This is a genomic window from Ruminococcus sp. RTP21359st1_H3_RTP21359_211015, from assembly GCF_040909065.1.
GTDB classification, from domain to species: domain Bacteria; phylum Bacillota; class Clostridia; order Oscillospirales; family Ruminococcaceae; genus Hominimerdicola; species Hominimerdicola aceti.
Window position 1 is genome coordinate 20,112 of record NZ_JBDGDD010000013.1, and the last position, 16,692, is coordinate 36,803.

The window sequence follows — 16,692 nt, forward strand, 5'->3', positions numbered from 1 at the left end:
AAAATGATACTTGACAATATCTGCGACAAAAGAAAAGAACAGCTTGAAAGAGATATATCAAAAGTTTCAAGACAGGATATCAAATACATGGCAGCCGAAAAAGAGTATCAGACAGTTTCATTTTCAAAATCTATCAAGCGTGATACCCTCTCTGTCATAAGCGAGGTCAAGAAAGCTTCTCCGTCAAAGGGACTTATCTGCCCTGATTTTGACCCAGTGAAAACTGCCAGCGAATATGAGAAAAACGGTGCGAACGCTATTTCCTGTCTCACTGAAGAGCACTATTTTCAAGGCTCTGCGGAATATCTCAAAGCTATAAGAGCGGCTGTAAAGCTGCCGATACTCCGCAAGGATTTTATCATCGACGAATATCAGCTCTACGAGGCAAGGGCTATAGGTGCTGATGCAGTGCTGCTTATCTCGGCTATACTCAGCGAGGATCAAATGAAAGAATATTCTGATATCGCTCACGAGCTTGGACTTGAATGTCTTGTAGAGGTGCACAACGAGGAAGAGTATAAAAAGACGCTTGGTTTTAAGCCTGATATGCTTGGCATAAACAACAGAAATCTTTACACTTTTGACGTTGACCTTGAAACCACGGGCAGGCTCAGCAATATAGTAGGCGACCATGCTGTGCTTGTTTCAGAAAGCGGCATAAAAACAAATGCCGATATGAAAAAGGTACGCAGCCTTGGTGCAGACGCTGTGCTTATAGGTGAAACGCTTATGAGAAGCGGCAATATCGCTACAACTCTCCATGAACTGAGAGAGGGCGTATAAATGACAAAAATCAAGATATGTGGTATGCGCCGTGTGGACGATATTCTTTATGTGAACACATACCACCCTGATTATGCTGGCTTTATACTGTCGGAGGGCTTTACACGCACGGTAGACATTGACACATTCTACGATCTTGAACTTCTTCTTAATAAGGAAATCAAACGAGTGGGCGTTTTTGTAAACGAGCCTATAGAGAATATACTGAAAAGCTTTGCACAGAAGCTTGATGTTATCCAGCTTCATGGTGAGGAAAACGCAGAGTATATTGATAAGCTCCGTGAAAACTGCGACTGTGAGATATGGAAAGCCGTTCGTATGAAATGTGCTGATGATATTGCAAAAGCTGACGCACTTCCCGTCCACAAACTGCTTATAGACAGCTTTTCAGCAGGCAGCTACGGTGGGACTGGCAAGTGTGTTGACCTTGATATATTTTCACAGTTAAACATATCAAAGCCGTTTTTCCTTGCAGGTGGACTGAACGAGGACAACATCTGCTATGCTATGGAAAAGGTACAACCTTACGGCGTTGACTTTTCAAGTTCAGTGGAAACCGATGGCTTCAAGGACGAAAACAAGATAAAAAGGATAGTTGAAACTATCAGAAATAATACCGAAAGAAGGATATAAATGAGTAAAATTGGACGATTTGGCGAATTTGGCGGACAATATATTCCTGAAACTGTCATGACTGCTGTTCACGAGCTTGAAAAAGCTTACGATAAATACAAGGACGATCCTGAGTTCAACAAAGAGCTTCAGGAGCTTTACCACAATTATGCAGGAAGACCGTCAATGCTTTATTATGCAGAAAAGATGACCAAAGATCTTGGCGGAGCTAAAATATACATCAAACGTGAGGATCTTAACCACACAGGCTCACACAAGATAAACAACGTTTTGGGTCAGATACTTCTGGCAAAGAAAATGGGCAAGAAGCGCATAATCGCTGAAACCGGTGCCGGTCAGCACGGCGTTGCTACCGCTACAGTATGTGCTCTTATGGGTCTTGAATGCGAGGTCTATATGGGCGAAACAGATATGAAAAGACAGTCCCTTAACGTATACAGAATGAACCTCCTTGGTGCAAAGGTAACAGGCGTTGCAAGCGGTACTGCCACTCTGAAAGACGCTATCAATGAGGCTTTCAGAGATTGGGTATCAAATATCGACACAACTTACTACTGCATAGGCTCTGTAATGGGACCTCACCCTTATCCTACAATGGTTAGGGATTTCCAGAAAGTTATCAGTGCTGAGATAAAGGCACAGCTTATGGAAAAGGAAGGCAGACTGCCTGACTGTGTTGTTGCCTGCGTAGGCGGCGGCTCAAACGCTATGGGTGCATTCTACAACTTTATCGAAGACAAGTCAGTCAAGTTTGTTGGTGCAGAAGCAGCAGGCAGAGGCATTGACACACCTGACCATGCAGCAACTGTTGCAAAGGGTTCACTTGGTATATTCCACGGCATGAAATCGCTTTTTTTGCAGAACGAATATGGTCAGATCGACCCTGTTTACTCAATTTCCGCAGGTCTTGACTACCCAGGTATCGGACCTGAGCACGCATATCTTAACTCTATAGGCAGAGCGCAGTATGTTGACATAACCGATGAAGAAGCAGTTTGTGCTTTTGAGTACCTTTCAAGAACAGAAGGTATAATCCCTGCTATCGAGTCATCACACGCAGTTGCCGCTGCGCTTAAGATTGCTCCTACAATGGATAAGGACTCAATACTTGTCATCAACCTTTCAGGCAGAGGCGACAAGGACGTTTACTCAATAGCAAGATACAGGGAGGTCGAGCTCAATGAAGAATAGGATAGACGCTTGTTTTGAAAAGCTTAAAGCAGAAAACAAAAAGGCGCTTGTTACCTTTATCACCGCAGGCGATCCTGATATGGACACAACAGAAAAATGCGTTCTTGAAATGTATAAGAATGGTTCTGACATTATCGAGATCGGAGTGCCATTCTCAGACCCTATCGCAGAGGGTGCGACTATTCAGAAAGCTTCTCTGCATTCACTCAGTGGTGGAACAAATCTTGACAAGATATTTGACCTTGTGAGAAAACTCCGCACACAGACTGACAAGCCTATGCTTCTGATGATGTATATAAACACTATCTTCAAGTTCGGTACAGCAAAGTTCTTTGAGCTTTGCAAAGAAACTCAGATAGACGGCGTTATCGTTCCAGATATGCCTTTTGAAGAACGTGAAGAGCTTGAGGGCGAGGCTGAGAAAAATGGTATCTACACTATCTTCCTTGTTGCACCGACTTCACACGAGCGTGTAAAAATGATAGCTGAAAAATCTAAAGGCTTTTTATATGTTGTATCTTCACTGGGCGTTACAGGTATGCGTTCAGAGATAACCACTGATTTCAACGAGCTGCTTGCACCTATCCGAAACAACGATCACTGCCCTTGCTGCATAGGTTTCGGAATTTCAAATCCTGAGCAGGCAAAGAAAATGTCCCAATATGCTGATGGCGTTATCATGGGAAGTGCTGTTGTTAAAATTGTTGAGGAACACGGCAAAGACGCTCCTGAATATGTTGGCAAGTTTATCAAGTCTGTTCGTGAGGGCATGGACAACTAAACATAACAATAGCAAAGGCTCTGAGAAATGTATCTCTCAGAGCCATATTTTTATGCAAAAACAAGACCCCGATAAAATCGAAGTCTTGTAAAGTATTCTTATGAATTTTTCTTATTGAATGCAACAACAGCGTCATTGATAGTCTTAAGCTCGGCGTCAACAGTTGCAGAGTATGATTCTCTCAGCTCTGTCCATGAGAACTGTTTGCCATTATCGTCAGCCTTGTTTGTGTATTCATAAAGCTTTCTTGTTACGCAGTTGCCGTCCTCATTTGCATTGTCGTCAGACATTGTGGAAGAAATTCCGTAGCCGTAGTCAAACACCTGATTGTACTCAGAAGATGAGCAGTCAACGATCACCTGATACATATCCTCTGTCCAGTTAGGGTTAGCGTTGAGGAATTTCTCCTTGCCGTTTTCCTTATATGTTTCATCTGTGTTAGCCATTCTGCAGCACTCATACCAGCACTTAACAGCCTCCTTAGCTGTTGAACCTCTTACCCACATATATGCCGTCATATCAGATGTCATGTACTTTTCATCAGTGTTAGGATCAGACGGAACAGGGACCACTCTCCAAGTGTCAGCGTCAGAAGGTCCGTTATTTCCTGTCATAGCCCATGTACCCATGCAGTAGAACAGCAGATTGCCGTCTTTAAGCGCCTGCTTAGCATTGCCAAGCCAGTTGCCGTTTACAAGGTTGTTCTTACCTACCTGATAAAGCAGATCTTCTGCTCTTTCGATATCAGGGTCATTTACATTGTTTGTGAACTTCTCTCCGTCATAGTTTACCATTGTTTTACCGGTCTGCTGAATGACCTGTGTCTGGAACCAACCATTGATACCAAATCTCTCAACATCAGCAGGAGCGTTTGAAACAAACTCCGACATCATGTCATACCATTTATCCCAATTCCACTCGTTGTTCTGATAAAGCTCATATGGATCGTCAAGACCCTCAGCGTCAATAACGTCCTGATCGTACATCATAAGCGTGCCGACTGTGAAGCTTATAGGAGCAACATAATGCTTGCCGCCCATAACGAACTTATCAGCCGCTGTTTTCACATCAGCCCACAACGGATCGTCAAAGTTCACAATATCGTCAACCGGCTGATACATATCCTTAAGCACCTGTGCAGGGAATGCCATCCACTCATACTTGAAGATATCAGGCACATTCTGCTGAGCCATGATAGCACTAGCGAGCTGGTCAAATTTTTCGCTATCAGTTACTCTTGTGTACTCTACTTTACCACCCTTGTTGTTGAAAAGGGTCATCTCAACGGACTTATCCTCGCCCTTTTTCTCGTCAGGGTTAAGGTCATATGTACCCATCCAACGGATAGTTTTCTGAGCGTCGTCAGGGATAGCCTCTATTTCCTGTGTGTCCTCGACCTTAACTTTCTTTACTGTTGATACCTTTGAACTGTTGTCGCCTGTGGAGCCGCAACCTGCAACTGCAAAAACAGATGTAAGCGCTACTGCCAATGCAAGAATCTTCTTGATCTTCATAAAATAATTGACCTCCAAATCAAATGATTTTCTGTCTTAACAACCAATGTTACACTACAATTATAAAACCTAATGTCCTTTAAGTCAATTCTCATTTTATACAAAGACATTCAAGCCATTTGTATAATTTGAACATTTCAAAAGTAATAAATATTAAAATATTAAACCTCGAGAGGTACTTGAAAAAAAGAGAGAAATGTAGTATAATATGTTTTGCATAATAATCATCACAAAAACGGAGATAAATAAATGAAGAAAATAGAAATTTTCACTGACGGTGCTTGCTCTGGAAATCCTGGACCGGGTGGATATGGTGTTATACTAAGATATAAAGGCAATTCAAAAGAACTTTGGGGCGGTGATCCCTCTACAACCAATAACCGCATGGAGCTAACCGCTGTTATCACTGCTCTTTCAGCACTGAAAGAGCCATGTGAGGTAGAGCTTTACAGCGACTCAAAGTATATAATCGACGCTGTTACAAAAGGCTGGGCAAAAAAATGGCGTGCAAACAACTGGGTGAAATCGGACAAGAAAAAGGCTCTAAACAGTGATCTGTGGGAAAAGCTTCTTGATCTGCTGGAGGTGCATAAGGTCAATTTCAACTGGGTAAAAGGCCATGCAGGACATCCGGAAAACGAACGTTGTGACGAACTTGCAGTCATGGGATCAAAGAAATTCAGTAGAAGTTAAATTTCTGTTAAATTAACGAAATCACTTGCATTTTGTAGTAAATAAGTATATAATAAAATAGTAAATCTATATATGAAAGGTATGATTTAATTGGAAAAGAGATTTGTCTATGCAGATAACTCAGCTACGACTAGAGTATCTCAGAAAGCTCTTGACGCCGCTCTGCCTTATTTCACTGAGCTATACGGAAATCCGTCAAGTATATATTCTTTGGGAATGGAATGTGCAAAAGCCGTTCTTAAAGCAAGAGAACAGGTCGCAAACGCTCTTGGTGCGAAGGTCAACGAGATCTATTTCACTGCTGGCGGCTCTGAGTCTGACAACTGGGCTATAAGAGGCTGTGCACAGCTTGGAGAAAAAAAGGGCAAGAAGCATATCATCACAACTGCTTTTGAACATCATGCAGTTCTGCACACTTGTCAGTATCTCGAAAAGCTTGGCTTTGAGGTAACATATCTTCCTGTAGGTGACAAGGGTCTTGTTACTGCACAACAGGTCGAGGACGCTATCCGTGATGATACCTGCCTTGTTACAATAATGACAGCTAACAACGAGATCGGTACTATACAGCCTATCGCTGAGATCGGTGAAGTTTGCCACAAGCATGGCGTATGGTTCCATACTGACGCTGTTCAAGCTGTGGGAAATATTGATATCAATGTTAAAGATATGAACATTGATATGCTCTCACTTTCAGGACATAAGCTCCACGCTCCAAAGGGTGTTGGCGCGCTTTATGTAAAAACAGGCATTAACCTTCCAAACCTTATCTACGGTGGAGCACAGGAGAGAAATAAGCGTGCAGGTACCGAGAACGTACCTTCTATCGTGGCTCTCGGCGTTGCTATCACTGATGCTGTAAAGGATATCCCTGCAAAGAACGAGCGTGTAAGAAAAATGAGAGATAGACTTATCGAGGGTCTGCTCAAGATACCTGAGTCAAGACTTAATGGTGACACAGAACACAGACTTGCAGGAAATGTAAACATATCTGTTCGAGGAGTAGAGGGCGAGAGCCTGCTTCTTTCACTTGATCTTCAGGGCGTTGCAGCTTCATCAGGTTCAGCCTGCACAAGCGGATCACTTGACCCGTCACACGTTCTGCTTTCACTTGGTCTGCCACATGAAGTAGCACATGGCTCACTCAGACTTTCTATCAATGACGAGAACACAGAGGAAGATGTTGATTATATTCTTGAGGTTCTTCCACCAATCGTAAAGCACCTGAGAAGTATGTCACCACTTTGGGAAAGAATTTGCAGAACTGAGAATATTCACGACTATACACTTGATTAGGAGGAATAAAAAATGATATACAGCGAAAAGGTAATGGATCATTTCGCGCATCCGAGAAATGTCGGCGAGATTGAAGATGCTGACGGTGTCGGCGAGGTAGGAAACGCCAAGTGCGGAGATATAATGAAAATGTACATCAAGGTCAATGACGGCGTTATAACTGACGTTAAGTTCAAGACTTTTGGTTGCGGTGCGGCTGTTGCTACATCTTCTATCGCTACAGAAATGATAAAAGGTAAAAAGCTTGAAGACGCTTTGAAACTTACAAACAAGGCGGTTGTTGAAGCTCTTGACGGTCTTCCACCAGCAAAGCTTCACTGCTCTGTTCTTGCCGAAGAGGCTATGAAGGCTGCGGTTTCTGACTACTATAAAAGACAGGGTATCGATCCAACTCCGTTCGTAGGTAAGCAGTCTGCTCCTGATTGTGAGAACTGCAATGGCTGATAGAGTTCTTGTGGCAATGAGCGGCGGCGTTGACAGCTCTGTTTCGGTCAAGCTCCTTCTTGATGAAGGTTATGACGTGGCAGGGGCTACCATGCGGCTCTATAGCAATGAGGACATCGGTCTGGATAAAACAAGAACGTGCTGTTCTCTCAATGATGTAGAGGACGCACGTTTTGTTGCTTTTAAACTAGGCATTGATTTCCATGTATTCAATTTTTCTGATGATTTTAAGCACTATGTTATCGACAATTTTGTTGATACATATCTGGCAGGCGGCACGCCTAATCCGTGTATCGAGTGCAACAAACATTTGAAATTCGCAAAATTCTATGAGCGTGCAAAGCTGCTGGGCTTTGATTATATAGCTACAGGGCATTACGCTGCCAGAGAGTTTGACGAAAAGTCAGGCAGGTGGCTGCTCAAGCGTTCACCTGACAGGTCAAAGGATCAAAGTTATGTGCTTTACAGTATGACGCAGGAACAGCTTGCTCACACTCTCTTCCCCGTTGGCGAGATGCACAAGGACAAGATCCGTGATATTGCAGAAGAAAACAAGCTTATAAATGCAAACAAGCCTGACTCTCAGGACATCTGCTTTATCCCTGACGGTGATTACGCAGGCTTTATCACAAAACGCTGCGGTGAACAGCAGTCGGGAGATATCGTTCTTTCTGATGGCACAAAGCTTGGTAAACACAAAGGTCTGATACACTATACTATTGGACAGCGAAAGGGCGTAGGCATTTCATATAGCGAACCGCTTTTCGTTATTACAAAAGATATGGAGCATAACAGACTTATTATGGGCAAGGCTGATGAAGTATACAGTGACAGCCTTGTGGCAGGAGATGTGAACTTTATTCCGTTTGACACCCTCACAGAGCCTATAACCTGCACTGCTCAGACACGTTATCATCAAAAGGACGCTGAATGTACGGTTTCACCAATGAATGATGGCAAAGTACTCGTGACTTTTAAAGAACCTCATAAAGCTATCTCAAAGGGACAGGCAGTGGTTTTCTATGACGGCGAATACGTTATCGGAGGCGGAACTATATTATAAAAAAAGCCCCACGGAATCCATTTCCGTGGGGCATCATGTTTTTAATTACCTGCTTTTTTATGAAGAGAACGAAATTCTGCAGGGGAAAGCATTTCATGCTTTTTGAACACCGCACAAAAATAACTGCAATCGTTATAACCTACCTCCGCAGCGATTTCATTGATGTTAAGCTTATCCTCCAATAAAAGCAGCTTTGCCTGCTGTATACGCTTTCTTGCTAGATACTCAAAAGGTCTTAGACTAAGACACTCCTTGAAAAGTCTGCAAAGATACTGCGGTGAAAGGTCAATAAGATCAGCAAGCTCCACAAGTGTAAGTTCTTTTCTGAAATTCTTATCAATATAATCAATTACAGGCTGCAGCTGATTGAGTTTTTGCCCGTCCTGACTGCCATTTTGTAGGTTTACGACTCTGTGTAGCTCAATAAGAAACTGATATAGATATGCCGAACACTGGTGACCACAGTAGTAGTAATTAGTCTTCATAAGATAAAGTATCTTCTTAAATATGGCATCAACAGCATTGATATCATTTATGTGAAACACTTTAGCCTTCTCAAGCTTGATATGCTTGAGAATTTCAATTGCTTCCCTGCCCTCAAAGGTTATCCAGTGGGTTTCCCATATATCACCAACAGGATAATACTCATGCGGCACAGAAGGCGGGAGATAAAATGCGTCCCCCGGCTTTATATCATACTCATGACCATCAAATATAATGTGACCCTGACCACGAGTGCAGTATATTATCTGATGATTAGGATAGCCATCTTCTCTTACAAAATGAAATTCTCTATCTCTCGCACCGATTCCAAGCACATACAAAGGCAGGCTCGTTTCATCGCTGAGGACAGGGTAATAATAGTCAGTCATAATAAATCTCGCTTTCCAAACTGATTTCATATTCTTTTATTATATATTATCACAACACACTAAAAAAGTCAAGAAATTTCAAAAAAATATGTTGTACAATTGTCCTGAATGTGGTACAATATATTATATAATAAGGTTAATATACTCATATAGGAGATGATAAGATGTTAAAAAAATTAACGGCTTTTTTCACGGCAACCGTTATGGCATGTGCCACACCTCTTGCCTGTAACGCTGAAGTTATAAAGCATGAAGTAAATGTTCCGCCTAATATACTTGTGCTTGGGGATTCAATCGCCGCTGGCTATGGTCTGGAAGGCTACAGTGAAAACAGATATTCTTGTGCGTCTTATGCAAATCTTCTTCACGACCAGTATGACGCTGAGCTTAAAGACGCTGGCGGCTGTAAGCTTGTGAACTCTGCTGTTGTGGGCGATACTTCACAACAGCTTCTTGACCGCATTAATTCAGGCGAATTTGACGCTGACCTTGCAGACAGCGACGCTGTTATTATATCCATAGGTGGCAATGACATTCTTGGTCTTTTCATAGATTTTTTGATGAACGATCTGGGCATTACTTCTAAAAGCACAATGTCTGATTTGATGGATAAAACCAAGGATATTATTGGCATTGCAATGGATATGAAGGATATGTCTGATGATATGGATAAAGCGCTGAAAAATTTCACGAGCACTCTAGATGATATAATTAACGCTGTTGAAGCTAAAAGTAAAGGTGAAATAATCGTTCAGACACTATATGACCCGCTGGATAATTTCACTGCGGCTGCTGTTTTCCAGAGTATGTCGAAAGATAAAATTTCAAAACTTAACAACATTATCAAAGAACACTCCACTGACGAAGATGAAAATGAGAGATACATAGTAGCAGATGTTTTTAGTGAATTCAGCGGTCACGGAAAGGAACTTACCAACATAAATGACTTTGATATACACCCTAATAAAAAAGGTCATGCACTTATTGCTTCTTGTATAGACAAGGCGTTAAGAACAAAAACTTATACCTATGAGGAGGTCATCCCTGATAGCAGTGAGAACGATGAAAAGGGCAAAAATGTCATACTTATGACAACAACTGCGACAGGCGGACTTATTGTTATAATCGCAGCTACGATTCTTATACGACACAAAAAGAAAGGATAGATCAACATGAAAATATATTTGGTAGACTTTGAAAATGTCAAATCCAAAGGACTTCAAGGCATAGACAATTTAACTGAAACTGATACCGTCATAATTTTTTACAGTGAAAATTCCGATACCATTAACTTTGAAATGCACCAGAAAGTTCTTACATCAAAGGCTGATATTGAATACTTCAAAGTAAACGTTGGTGGCAAAAATGCCCTGGATTTTCAGCTTTCAACACTTCTGGGTTATCTGGTAGCCAAGGATACTTATACGAATATTTTTGTTATCAGCAATGACAGAGGTTTTGACTTTCTTCATGATTTCTGGCACGGTAAGTATGTTGACAGCCCAAATGCTATGGTCTACAGAACTAGGACAATACAAACCGCTATTAATTTCGCTAATCATAAGGTTAATCCGACCGAAAACAATGAAGATGAAGATGAAGAATCGACTAAACATATAGTCGAAAAAGCAGAGGAAACACAAGAAACAGCAGAAATTCAGACAGAGTCAGAGATAACTCTTGACGAAGCTGATGAGCCAAACCCTGAGTCTGCGGCTATAGATTATTCTGTTACACTAAACGAAAATATGAATGGTAATACAGAAGAGGTCGAAGAAGAACCAGAAGCCTGTGCACCTGATATTGTCGAAGTAGAAAGTGATCCTGTTGTTGAGACTATCGTCAAAGTGAAAAAGGGCAGAAAAAAGTGTACCACACAAAAAAACAACGATCTCCAAAGCATACTTGCAAACATTTGCAGCGAAGAGCAAATAGAAGAGATCAGCAAACTTATAGCTGAGTCTAACACAAAAGAGGAGCTTCACAACTCTCTTGCAAAGGTATATAAAAAGCAGGCTACAGATTTTTACAAGCTTCTCAGACCAAGATATCTGCGACTTAAAGGACTACAGGAATCCGAAAATACATGCACCGCTGATGAAGATAAAACGATGACGGCTCAGAAAACTGAAAAGGTTGTTTACCATGATGTACTATCCGTAAAACTTGATGAGCTACTCGACGGCAAATGCAACAAAGACGAACTGGCGCTTATAAGAGAAGCAGTCATTGACGCCACAACAAAACAGCAGCTTTATATCAGAATGGTAAAAGAGTTTAAAAAGGAAAAAGGCTGCGATATATATAACAAAATAAAGCCAGAGTATGTGTCTTTGCACAAGCTTGCATCTGAGATCATAAAATAAAGGAGTGTAAAAAATGAAACTTATGATAGCGTCAGACATTCATGGTTCGGCTTACTGGTGCAAAAAAATGCTTGAAGCCTTTGAGCAAAACGGCGCGGAAAAACTAATTCTTTTGGGTGATATCCTCTATCACGGACCAAGAAACGACCTTCCAGAGGAATATGCACCAAAGCAGGTGATAGCCATGCTCAATCCGCTGAAAGACAAGCTTCTGTGCGTGCGTGGTAATTGTGACACAGAAGTCGATCAAATGGTGCTTGACTTCCCTGTTATGGCGGAATATGCTTATATATGCTGTGACGGACAGAGGATATTCGCCACACATGGTCACAAATTCAACTGCGACAATCTGCCACCGCTGTCTAAGGACGACATTCTGCTCCACGGTCACACCCATGTACCTGTTATTAAAGACTGTGGCGATTACACCTATATAAACCCCGGTTCTGTTTCCATACCGAAAGAAAATTCAGCACACAGCTATCTGATACTGGAAGACGGCAAGTTCTCGTTTGGCGAGCTTATATAAAGAAAAGGCAGCGTTGAGCTGCCTTTTTTGTGCCTATTTTATTGTAGTTTCAAGTCCGTTGACCTCTATCTCAGGGTCATCAAGATTGATTATAAGGCATTTTCTGCCATCAACTATCTGAGTTTTTACCTTGTCAACTGCGTCCTTGCCAATATTTACGGTTATGCTTGGAGCAGAAACTACGGTCCTTTTCTCCACAAGGTTTACCGCTGTGAGTGGCTTCCCGCCAGCCGCAGCGTCAAAAACTTTAGGAAGATTATCAAGCTTATCCTGACTAACTCCAGCTTCCCACAGAATGGACGAAAGTTTATGTTCGTCAATTGTCGGTATCTCAGTTTCATGAGCATTTTGGTCAACAAATGTGGAAATCTTGTCATTCACAGTAGTGATAAGATCATAGTCAAGCTCGTCACCAACAACGCTCGTGAGGATATCCTTGAAAGTTTCCTTTTCGTTCTGACAGGTCATTGAAAACTCGCAACCAAGAAGCTCTTCAACAACGGAAGTGTTCGGCTTTTTGGCGTTTTTCGTGTAGTAAAGCACGCCGTTGATATCAGGCGCACGATCATTGAAAAGAGGAAACAAAAAGCCATCGCTTGGAAGCTCAACAATTCTGTCGCATGACTCTTTCTTAGCGATAGAGTTGTCCTGTTCATCATACACAAGCCCGTCAATACGCAGATTTACAGGGCAAAGGGCTGTCACTATAAAATTGTAATCTGTGTCAGCTTCGTCCTCAAACTCGTCCATTTTGTTCTTTTTCAGCACAGAATATGTACAATGCGCCATGAAAATGGTATATGTAGACACATACTCCACCTTTTCCACAATGGCATTCAGAAAGTTATCAACCTTTTCCTCATCAAGCAGCTTACTTTGCAATGTTTCATACATGAAAGGCTGTGCCCCACCCTCAAGGTAGGCGTCCTTAGGGAACGAATATTCCAGCAGATTTTTACCGATAGAGCCGCTGAGTACCTTTTTCAGGTTTATCATTATCAGCTCCGCCTCGTCCTGCGGAATAGTGTTGTAAAGCTGATTGGTCTTGCACTTTATGTTCTTTTCAGCGTCCACAAATGCAGTAACAACGTGGTTCACGGTGAAAAAGCCGCAGTCATCGCTGAAATTCTTCTTAATTTCATTTATTTCCTTTTTGTTCATCTTGGCGTCCTCCCGAAAAAATGTATATTAATTATAGCACAAATGTACAGATTTTTCAAGAGCCACAGACAAAAAAATCCCACAGCCGAAACTGTGGGATAATTGTTATTAAACTGGGTGAACCTTATTTTCAGCGTCTGAGTGCTTACCGTCAACGCCGTACTTTCTATCACGTCTGTCCTTGAAGAACTTAGGTGCAACCTTAGGGAACATTGCATATGTGAGGATATCTTCCTCCTGCTCCGTCCACTCAGCAGCCTCTTTCTTCATTGTTTCAAACTCTGGCTGGAGAAGGTCAGCAGGACGGCAAGTGATAGGCTCTTCGTCGCCAAGAATCTTCTTCTGGAACTCTGGGTCGATAGCAACTGGTGTCTTACCGTACTCGCCCTTAACAAGTCCCTTGAACTCCTTAGTTACTGTCTTGTATCTCTCGCCCATGATTACGTTGAACACAGCCTGTGTACCAACGATCTGTGATGTAGGTGTAACCAGTGGTGGGTAACCTGCGTCCTTACGAACCTTTGGAACTTCCTTGAGAACGTCGTCAAGCTGATCTGCCTTGCCAGCCTGCTTCAACTGTGAAAGGAGGTTTGAAAGCATTCCGCCAGGAACCTGATAAAGAAGTGCGTTTGTATTTGTAGCGAGCATTGAAGGGTCAAGCAGACCGTTGTCGATGTACTTCTTTCTGAGTTTCATGAAGTAATCTCTTATCACGTTAAGCTTAACAAGGTCAAGACCTGTGTCATACTCAGTGCCCTTGAATGTGGCAACGATAGACTCAGTTGGCGCATGAGATGTACCAAGAGCAAGTGGTGACATTGCTGTATCAACGCCGTCAACACCAGCCTCAACAGCCTTAAGGATACACATGGAAGCAAGACCTGATGTGTAATGAGTATGCAACTGGATCGGGATCTTAACTGCTGACTTGAGATCCTTAACAAGTGTTTCAGCCTCATATGGAGTCAGAAGAGCCGCCATATCCTTGATACAGATAGAATCTGCACCTGCATTCTCAATCTGCTTTGCATAGTTCATGTAATACTCATGAGTAAATACCTCGCCAAGTGTGTACGAGATAGCAACCTGAGCGTGACCATTTTCCTTCTTAGCAGCCTTGATAGCTGTTTCAAGGTTTCTGATATCGTTCAGTGCGTCAAAAATTCTGATAATATCAATACCATTTGCAATAGACTTCTGTACAAAATACTCAACAAGGTCATCAGCATAATGACGGTAGCCAAGCATATTCTGACCTCTGAAAAGCATCTGGAGCTTTGTGTTAGGCATTTCTTTTCTAAGTATACGAAGTCTTTCCCATGGATCTTCATTTAAGAATCTGATACATGAGTCAAATGTAGCACCGCCCCAACACTCAGCAGAATAAAAACCGATCTTGTCGATCTCAGGGAGTATCTCACGCATATCGTCCATTGACATTCTTGTAGCAAGAAGTGACTGATGAGCGTCACGGAGGACAGTTTCAGTTATTTTAAGCTTTGCCATTTTAAATCGATCCTTTCGTTATTTTTCAGGAATGTTATTAGCCGATAACAGCAAGAACTGCACCAGTCTCAACAGCAGAGCCCTTAGTTGTATTAACGCTCAGTACCTTACCGTCGCAAGGAGCGTTAACGTCATTTTCCATTTTCATAGCTTCCAGTACGCAAATAGCCTGACCAGACTTAACAGTGTCGCCCACAGCTACCTTGATGTCAAGGATAGTACCAGGCATTGGAGCTGTTACCTTTGTGCCATCTGCAACAGGTGCAGCGGCTGGAGCTGGAGCAGCAGGAGCGGCAGCAACAGGGGCTGCGGCTACAGGAGCAGCAGCGGCACTTCCGCCGACTTCTTCAACTGCAACGTCATAAGCTTTTCCGTTTACTGTAATATTATATCTTTTCATCTTAAAAAACCACCAATCTTTTTAATTTGATATGTTTATCACAACTGAATATTGCTGTGTTTCTTAGGCAGTCTGGAAATTCTCTTTCCAGCCATTACCTCGATAGAATCCATAAGTGTCTGTCTAATCTCGTTCTTAGCGATGATACCGTCAATGCAGCCATTCTTTGCAGCAACAGCAGCAGAGGCATTCTCCTTAGCGAACTTATCAGCAAGAGTGTTTCTTGCAGCAGTAAGATCAGCAGCACCCTTCAGCTCATCATGCTGGAGGAACTCAACAGCAGTTACAGGAGCAAGTGCAGAAATAACAGCTGTATCAAGTGCAAATGAAAGGTCAGCATTTGAACCCTTGCCGGCAAGTGCAATAAATGCAGGACCGTAAGCCTTGCCAGTAACTACAGCAAGCTTGATAGTTGTTGCCTCAGCATAAGCGTGGCACAGCTTAGCCATATCCTTCACAGCACCGTAAGCCTCAGTATCATCATCAGCCTTAAAGCCCTCTGTATCAACAAAAGTTACAACAGGGATAGCGTAAGCATCGCAAGTTCTTACAAATCTTGCGATCTTTGAGCAATCAGCAGACGTAAGCTTGTCGCCTGTCTTGTTAGTAGCAACAACGCCGACTGTAGCACCGCCAAGTGTTGCAAGTGCTGTATAAGAAGCCTTGCCATACTCAGCATTAAGCTCAGTTACACTGTCGCCATCGCAAACAGCCTTTGCAATGCCATCAGCGTCATCACCAACAGCCTCAGTTGGATCAGCAAATTCATACATTGGAACTGGTGAAAGGTTGTTCTGTGGAAGTTTTGTAAGTATATTCTTTGCAGCCTCAACAGCAGCCTTATCGTCCTCGCAAACAACAGCAGCAGTGCCGTTTTCAGCAGCATTTTCAGCAGAGTTCTTTATGTTTGCGTTTGGTGCAACATAAAGCTCAGCATCCTTTGCGATAACAGTGAAGTCAGCAGACTCAGCGAGCATTGCTGCACAGCCTGCACAAGTGCCAGCGACAACAGCTATCTGAGGAACAACACCTGAAAGGTTAGAAGTCCACATAAGCAGTTCACCATAAGCATTGAGAGCCTTTGAACCGTCGCTTACGTCAGCACCATAAGAATCGAATATTCCGACAACAGGAACTCCTGTCTTAGCAGCAAGGTCATAAACCTTTGCTATCTTCTTTGCCTGTGCCTCTGTCAAAGCACCGTCCTTAACAGTCACGTCCTGAGAAAAAGCATATACAGGATTACCCTCAACATAGCCAAAAGCAGTAATAACTCCAGCAAGGGAGTCACCCGCAGCAGCATAAGCGTCAAGCTCTGTAAATTTTCCTTCGTCAAACAAATATGTCAGCCTGTTTCTTGCAGCAGTAGGAGTCTGCGACGCAGCTTTAAGCTCAGCAAGAGTAGAAATTGAATCAGACATACAGTTTCCTCCATTCAAATAATTTTTTGTGATAAAATA

The 16,692-nt window shown here is 42.5% G+C and carries 17 protein-coding genes; 11 read left to right on the forward strand and 6 right to left on the reverse strand.

Features of this window, described 5'->3' with window-relative positions:
- The first annotated feature begins 3 nt into the window (after window positions 1–3).
- Genes trpC through trpA form a run of 4 tightly spaced genes read left to right on the forward strand, consistent with a single transcriptional unit; the run spans window position 4 to window position 3,388 of the window.
- Window positions 4–783: an indole-3-glycerol phosphate synthase TrpC gene (gene trpC / locus AB5Z01_RS06970; protein ID WP_287216134.1), complete on the forward strand. Its 780-nt coding sequence runs from the start codon at window positions 4–6 to the stop codon at window positions 781–783.
- Entirely contained in the window at window positions 784–1,416 is a 633-nt protein-coding gene (locus tag AB5Z01_RS06975) for a hypothetical protein (protein ID WP_046440652.1), read from the forward strand.
- A complete protein-coding gene (trpB, locus tag AB5Z01_RS06980) occupies window positions 1,417–2,607 on the forward strand; it encodes a tryptophan synthase subunit beta (RefSeq protein ID WP_287216130.1) in 1,191 nt (396 codons plus the stop codon).
- Window positions 2,597–3,388, forward strand: a complete 792-nt coding sequence (gene trpA, locus AB5Z01_RS06985; protein WP_287216128.1) for a tryptophan synthase subunit alpha — start codon at window positions 2,597–2,599, stop codon at window positions 3,386–3,388. Before trpB ends, trpA begins: the two co-directional genes overlap by 11 nt.
- A 98-nt stretch (window positions 3,389–3,486) precedes the next feature.
- Here trpA and AB5Z01_RS06990 read toward each other — a convergent pair whose 3' ends face one another.
- Window positions 3,487–4,902 carry an ABC transporter substrate-binding protein gene (locus AB5Z01_RS06990; RefSeq protein ID WP_287216125.1) on the reverse strand — a complete coding sequence of 472 codons (1,416 nt, stop codon included), beginning with the start codon at window positions 4,900–4,902 and terminating at the stop codon, window positions 3,487–3,489.
- A 249-nt stretch (window positions 4,903–5,151) separates the two neighbouring features.
- Here AB5Z01_RS06990 and rnhA point away from each other — a divergent pair, with 249 nt between their 5' ends.
- The 4 genes from rnhA to mnmA all read left to right on the forward strand — a co-directional run bounded on the left by rnhA (window position 5,152) and on the right by mnmA (window position 8,398).
- The gene (gene rnhA / locus AB5Z01_RS06995) at window positions 5,152–5,595 is read left to right on the forward strand and encodes a ribonuclease HI (RefSeq protein WP_117891699.1); all 444 of its coding nucleotides are present in this window, start codon (window positions 5,152–5,154) and stop codon (window positions 5,593–5,595) included.
- 90 nt (window positions 5,596–5,685) lie between these two features.
- A complete protein-coding gene (nifS, locus tag AB5Z01_RS07000; protein WP_038671763.1) occupies window positions 5,686–6,891 on the forward strand; it encodes a cysteine desulfurase NifS in 1,206 nt (401 codons plus the stop codon).
- 12 nt (window positions 6,892–6,903) lie between these two features.
- Entirely contained in the window at window positions 6,904–7,335 is a 432-nt protein-coding gene (gene nifU, locus AB5Z01_RS07005) for a Fe-S cluster assembly scaffold protein NifU (protein ID WP_022288418.1), read from the forward strand.
- Window positions 7,328–8,398 carry a tRNA 2-thiouridine(34) synthase MnmA gene (mnmA, locus tag AB5Z01_RS07010; protein WP_195220893.1) on the forward strand — a complete coding sequence of 357 codons (1,071 nt, stop codon included), beginning with the start codon at window positions 7,328–7,330 and terminating at the stop codon, window positions 8,396–8,398. The genes nifU and mnmA overlap by 8 nt, the downstream gene beginning before the upstream one ends.
- A 41-nt stretch (window positions 8,399–8,439) precedes the next feature.
- Here mnmA and AB5Z01_RS07015 read toward each other — a convergent pair whose 3' ends face one another.
- Window positions 8,440–9,270 carry an AraC family ligand binding domain-containing protein gene (locus AB5Z01_RS07015; protein ID WP_117856409.1) on the reverse strand — a complete coding sequence of 277 codons (831 nt, stop codon included), beginning with the start codon at window positions 9,268–9,270 and terminating at the stop codon, window positions 8,440–8,442.
- A 164-nt stretch (window positions 9,271–9,434) separates the two neighbouring features.
- On the opposite strand from AB5Z01_RS07015, the gene AB5Z01_RS07020 reads away from it, so the two are divergent.
- Genes AB5Z01_RS07020 through yfcE form a run of 3 tightly spaced genes read left to right on the forward strand, consistent with a single transcriptional unit; the run spans window position 9,435 to window position 12,165 of the window.
- A complete protein-coding gene (locus AB5Z01_RS07020; RefSeq protein WP_195220892.1) occupies window positions 9,435–10,436 on the forward strand; it encodes an SGNH/GDSL hydrolase family protein in 1,002 nt (333 codons plus the stop codon).
- A gap of 6 nt (window positions 10,437–10,442) precedes the next feature.
- Window positions 10,443–11,636: a PIN domain-containing protein gene (locus AB5Z01_RS07025; RefSeq protein ID WP_287216119.1), complete on the forward strand. Its 1,194-nt coding sequence runs from the start codon at window positions 10,443–10,445 to the stop codon at window positions 11,634–11,636.
- Window positions 11,637–11,649: 13 nt separating this feature from the next.
- Window positions 11,650–12,165 carry a phosphodiesterase gene (yfcE, locus tag AB5Z01_RS07030; protein ID WP_287216117.1) on the forward strand — a complete coding sequence of 172 codons (516 nt, stop codon included), beginning with the start codon at window positions 11,650–11,652 and terminating at the stop codon, window positions 12,163–12,165.
- A gap of 33 nt (window positions 12,166–12,198) precedes the next feature.
- Here the strand turns inward: yfcE and AB5Z01_RS07035 are convergent, their stop codons facing one another.
- The 4 genes from AB5Z01_RS07035 to AB5Z01_RS07050 form a co-directional block, all read right to left on the reverse strand.
- Complete coding sequence (locus tag AB5Z01_RS07035; RefSeq protein ID WP_117905220.1) at window positions 12,199–13,326, reverse strand: DUF4317 domain-containing protein; 1,128 nt, start codon at window positions 13,324–13,326, stop codon at window positions 12,199–12,201.
- A gap of 108 nt (window positions 13,327–13,434) precedes the next feature.
- Window positions 13,435–14,832 (reverse strand): oxaloacetate decarboxylase subunit alpha, encoded by a 1,398-nt coding sequence (locus AB5Z01_RS07040; protein ID WP_022288411.1) that lies wholly within the window; start codon window positions 14,830–14,832, stop codon window positions 13,435–13,437.
- A gap of 37 nt (window positions 14,833–14,869) precedes the next feature.
- Window positions 14,870–15,232, reverse strand: coding sequence for a biotin/lipoyl-containing protein (locus AB5Z01_RS07045; protein ID WP_022288410.1), 363 nt, complete (start codon window positions 15,230–15,232; stop codon window positions 14,870–14,872).
- A gap of 38 nt (window positions 15,233–15,270) precedes the next feature.
- Window positions 15,271–16,653 (reverse strand): carboxyl transferase domain-containing protein, encoded by a 1,383-nt coding sequence (locus AB5Z01_RS07050; protein WP_278460035.1) that lies wholly within the window; start codon window positions 16,651–16,653, stop codon window positions 15,271–15,273.
- Window positions 16,654–16,692 lie beyond the last annotated feature (39 nt).

Coding starts and splice junctions, on each gene's coding strand:
- AB5Z01_RS07040 (WP_022288411.1), bottom strand. CDS start 14,832: ATGGCAAAGCTTAAAATAACTGAAACTGTCCTCCGTGACGCTCATCAG.
- AB5Z01_RS07025 (WP_287216119.1), top strand. CDS start 10,443: ATGAAAATATATTTGGTAGACTTTGAAAATGTCAAATCCAAAGGACTT.
- AB5Z01_RS07015 (WP_117856409.1), bottom strand. CDS start 9,270: ATGACTGACTATTATTACCCTGTCCTCAGCGATGAAACGAGCCTGCCT.
- mnmA (WP_195220893.1), top strand. CDS start 7,328: ATGGCTGATAGAGTTCTTGTGGCAATGAGCGGCGGCGTTGACAGCTCT.
- trpC (WP_287216134.1), top strand. CDS start 4: ATGATACTTGACAATATCTGCGACAAAAGAAAAGAACAGCTTGAAAGA.
- AB5Z01_RS07035 (WP_117905220.1), bottom strand. CDS start 13,326: ATGAACAAAAAGGAAATAAATGAAATTAAGAAGAATTTCAGCGATGAC.
- trpB (WP_287216130.1), top strand. CDS start 1,417: ATGAGTAAAATTGGACGATTTGGCGAATTTGGCGGACAATATATTCCT.
- rnhA (WP_117891699.1), top strand. CDS start 5,152: ATGAAGAAAATAGAAATTTTCACTGACGGTGCTTGCTCTGGAAATCCT.
- AB5Z01_RS06975 (WP_046440652.1), top strand. CDS start 784: ATGACAAAAATCAAGATATGTGGTATGCGCCGTGTGGACGATATTCTT.
- yfcE (WP_287216117.1), top strand. CDS start 11,650: ATGAAACTTATGATAGCGTCAGACATTCATGGTTCGGCTTACTGGTGC.
- AB5Z01_RS07045 (WP_022288410.1), bottom strand. CDS start 15,232: ATGAAAAGATATAATATTACAGTAAACGGAAAAGCTTATGACGTTGCA.
- AB5Z01_RS07020 (WP_195220892.1), top strand. CDS start 9,435: ATGTTAAAAAAATTAACGGCTTTTTTCACGGCAACCGTTATGGCATGT.
- AB5Z01_RS07050 (WP_278460035.1), bottom strand. CDS start 16,653: ATGTCTGATTCAATTTCTACTCTTGCTGAGCTTAAAGCTGCGTCGCAG.
- AB5Z01_RS06990 (WP_287216125.1), bottom strand. CDS start 4,902: ATGAAGATCAAGAAGATTCTTGCATTGGCAGTAGCGCTTACATCTGTT.
- trpA (WP_287216128.1), top strand. CDS start 2,597: ATGAAGAATAGGATAGACGCTTGTTTTGAAAAGCTTAAAGCAGAAAAC.
- nifU (WP_022288418.1), top strand. CDS start 6,904: ATGATATACAGCGAAAAGGTAATGGATCATTTCGCGCATCCGAGAAAT.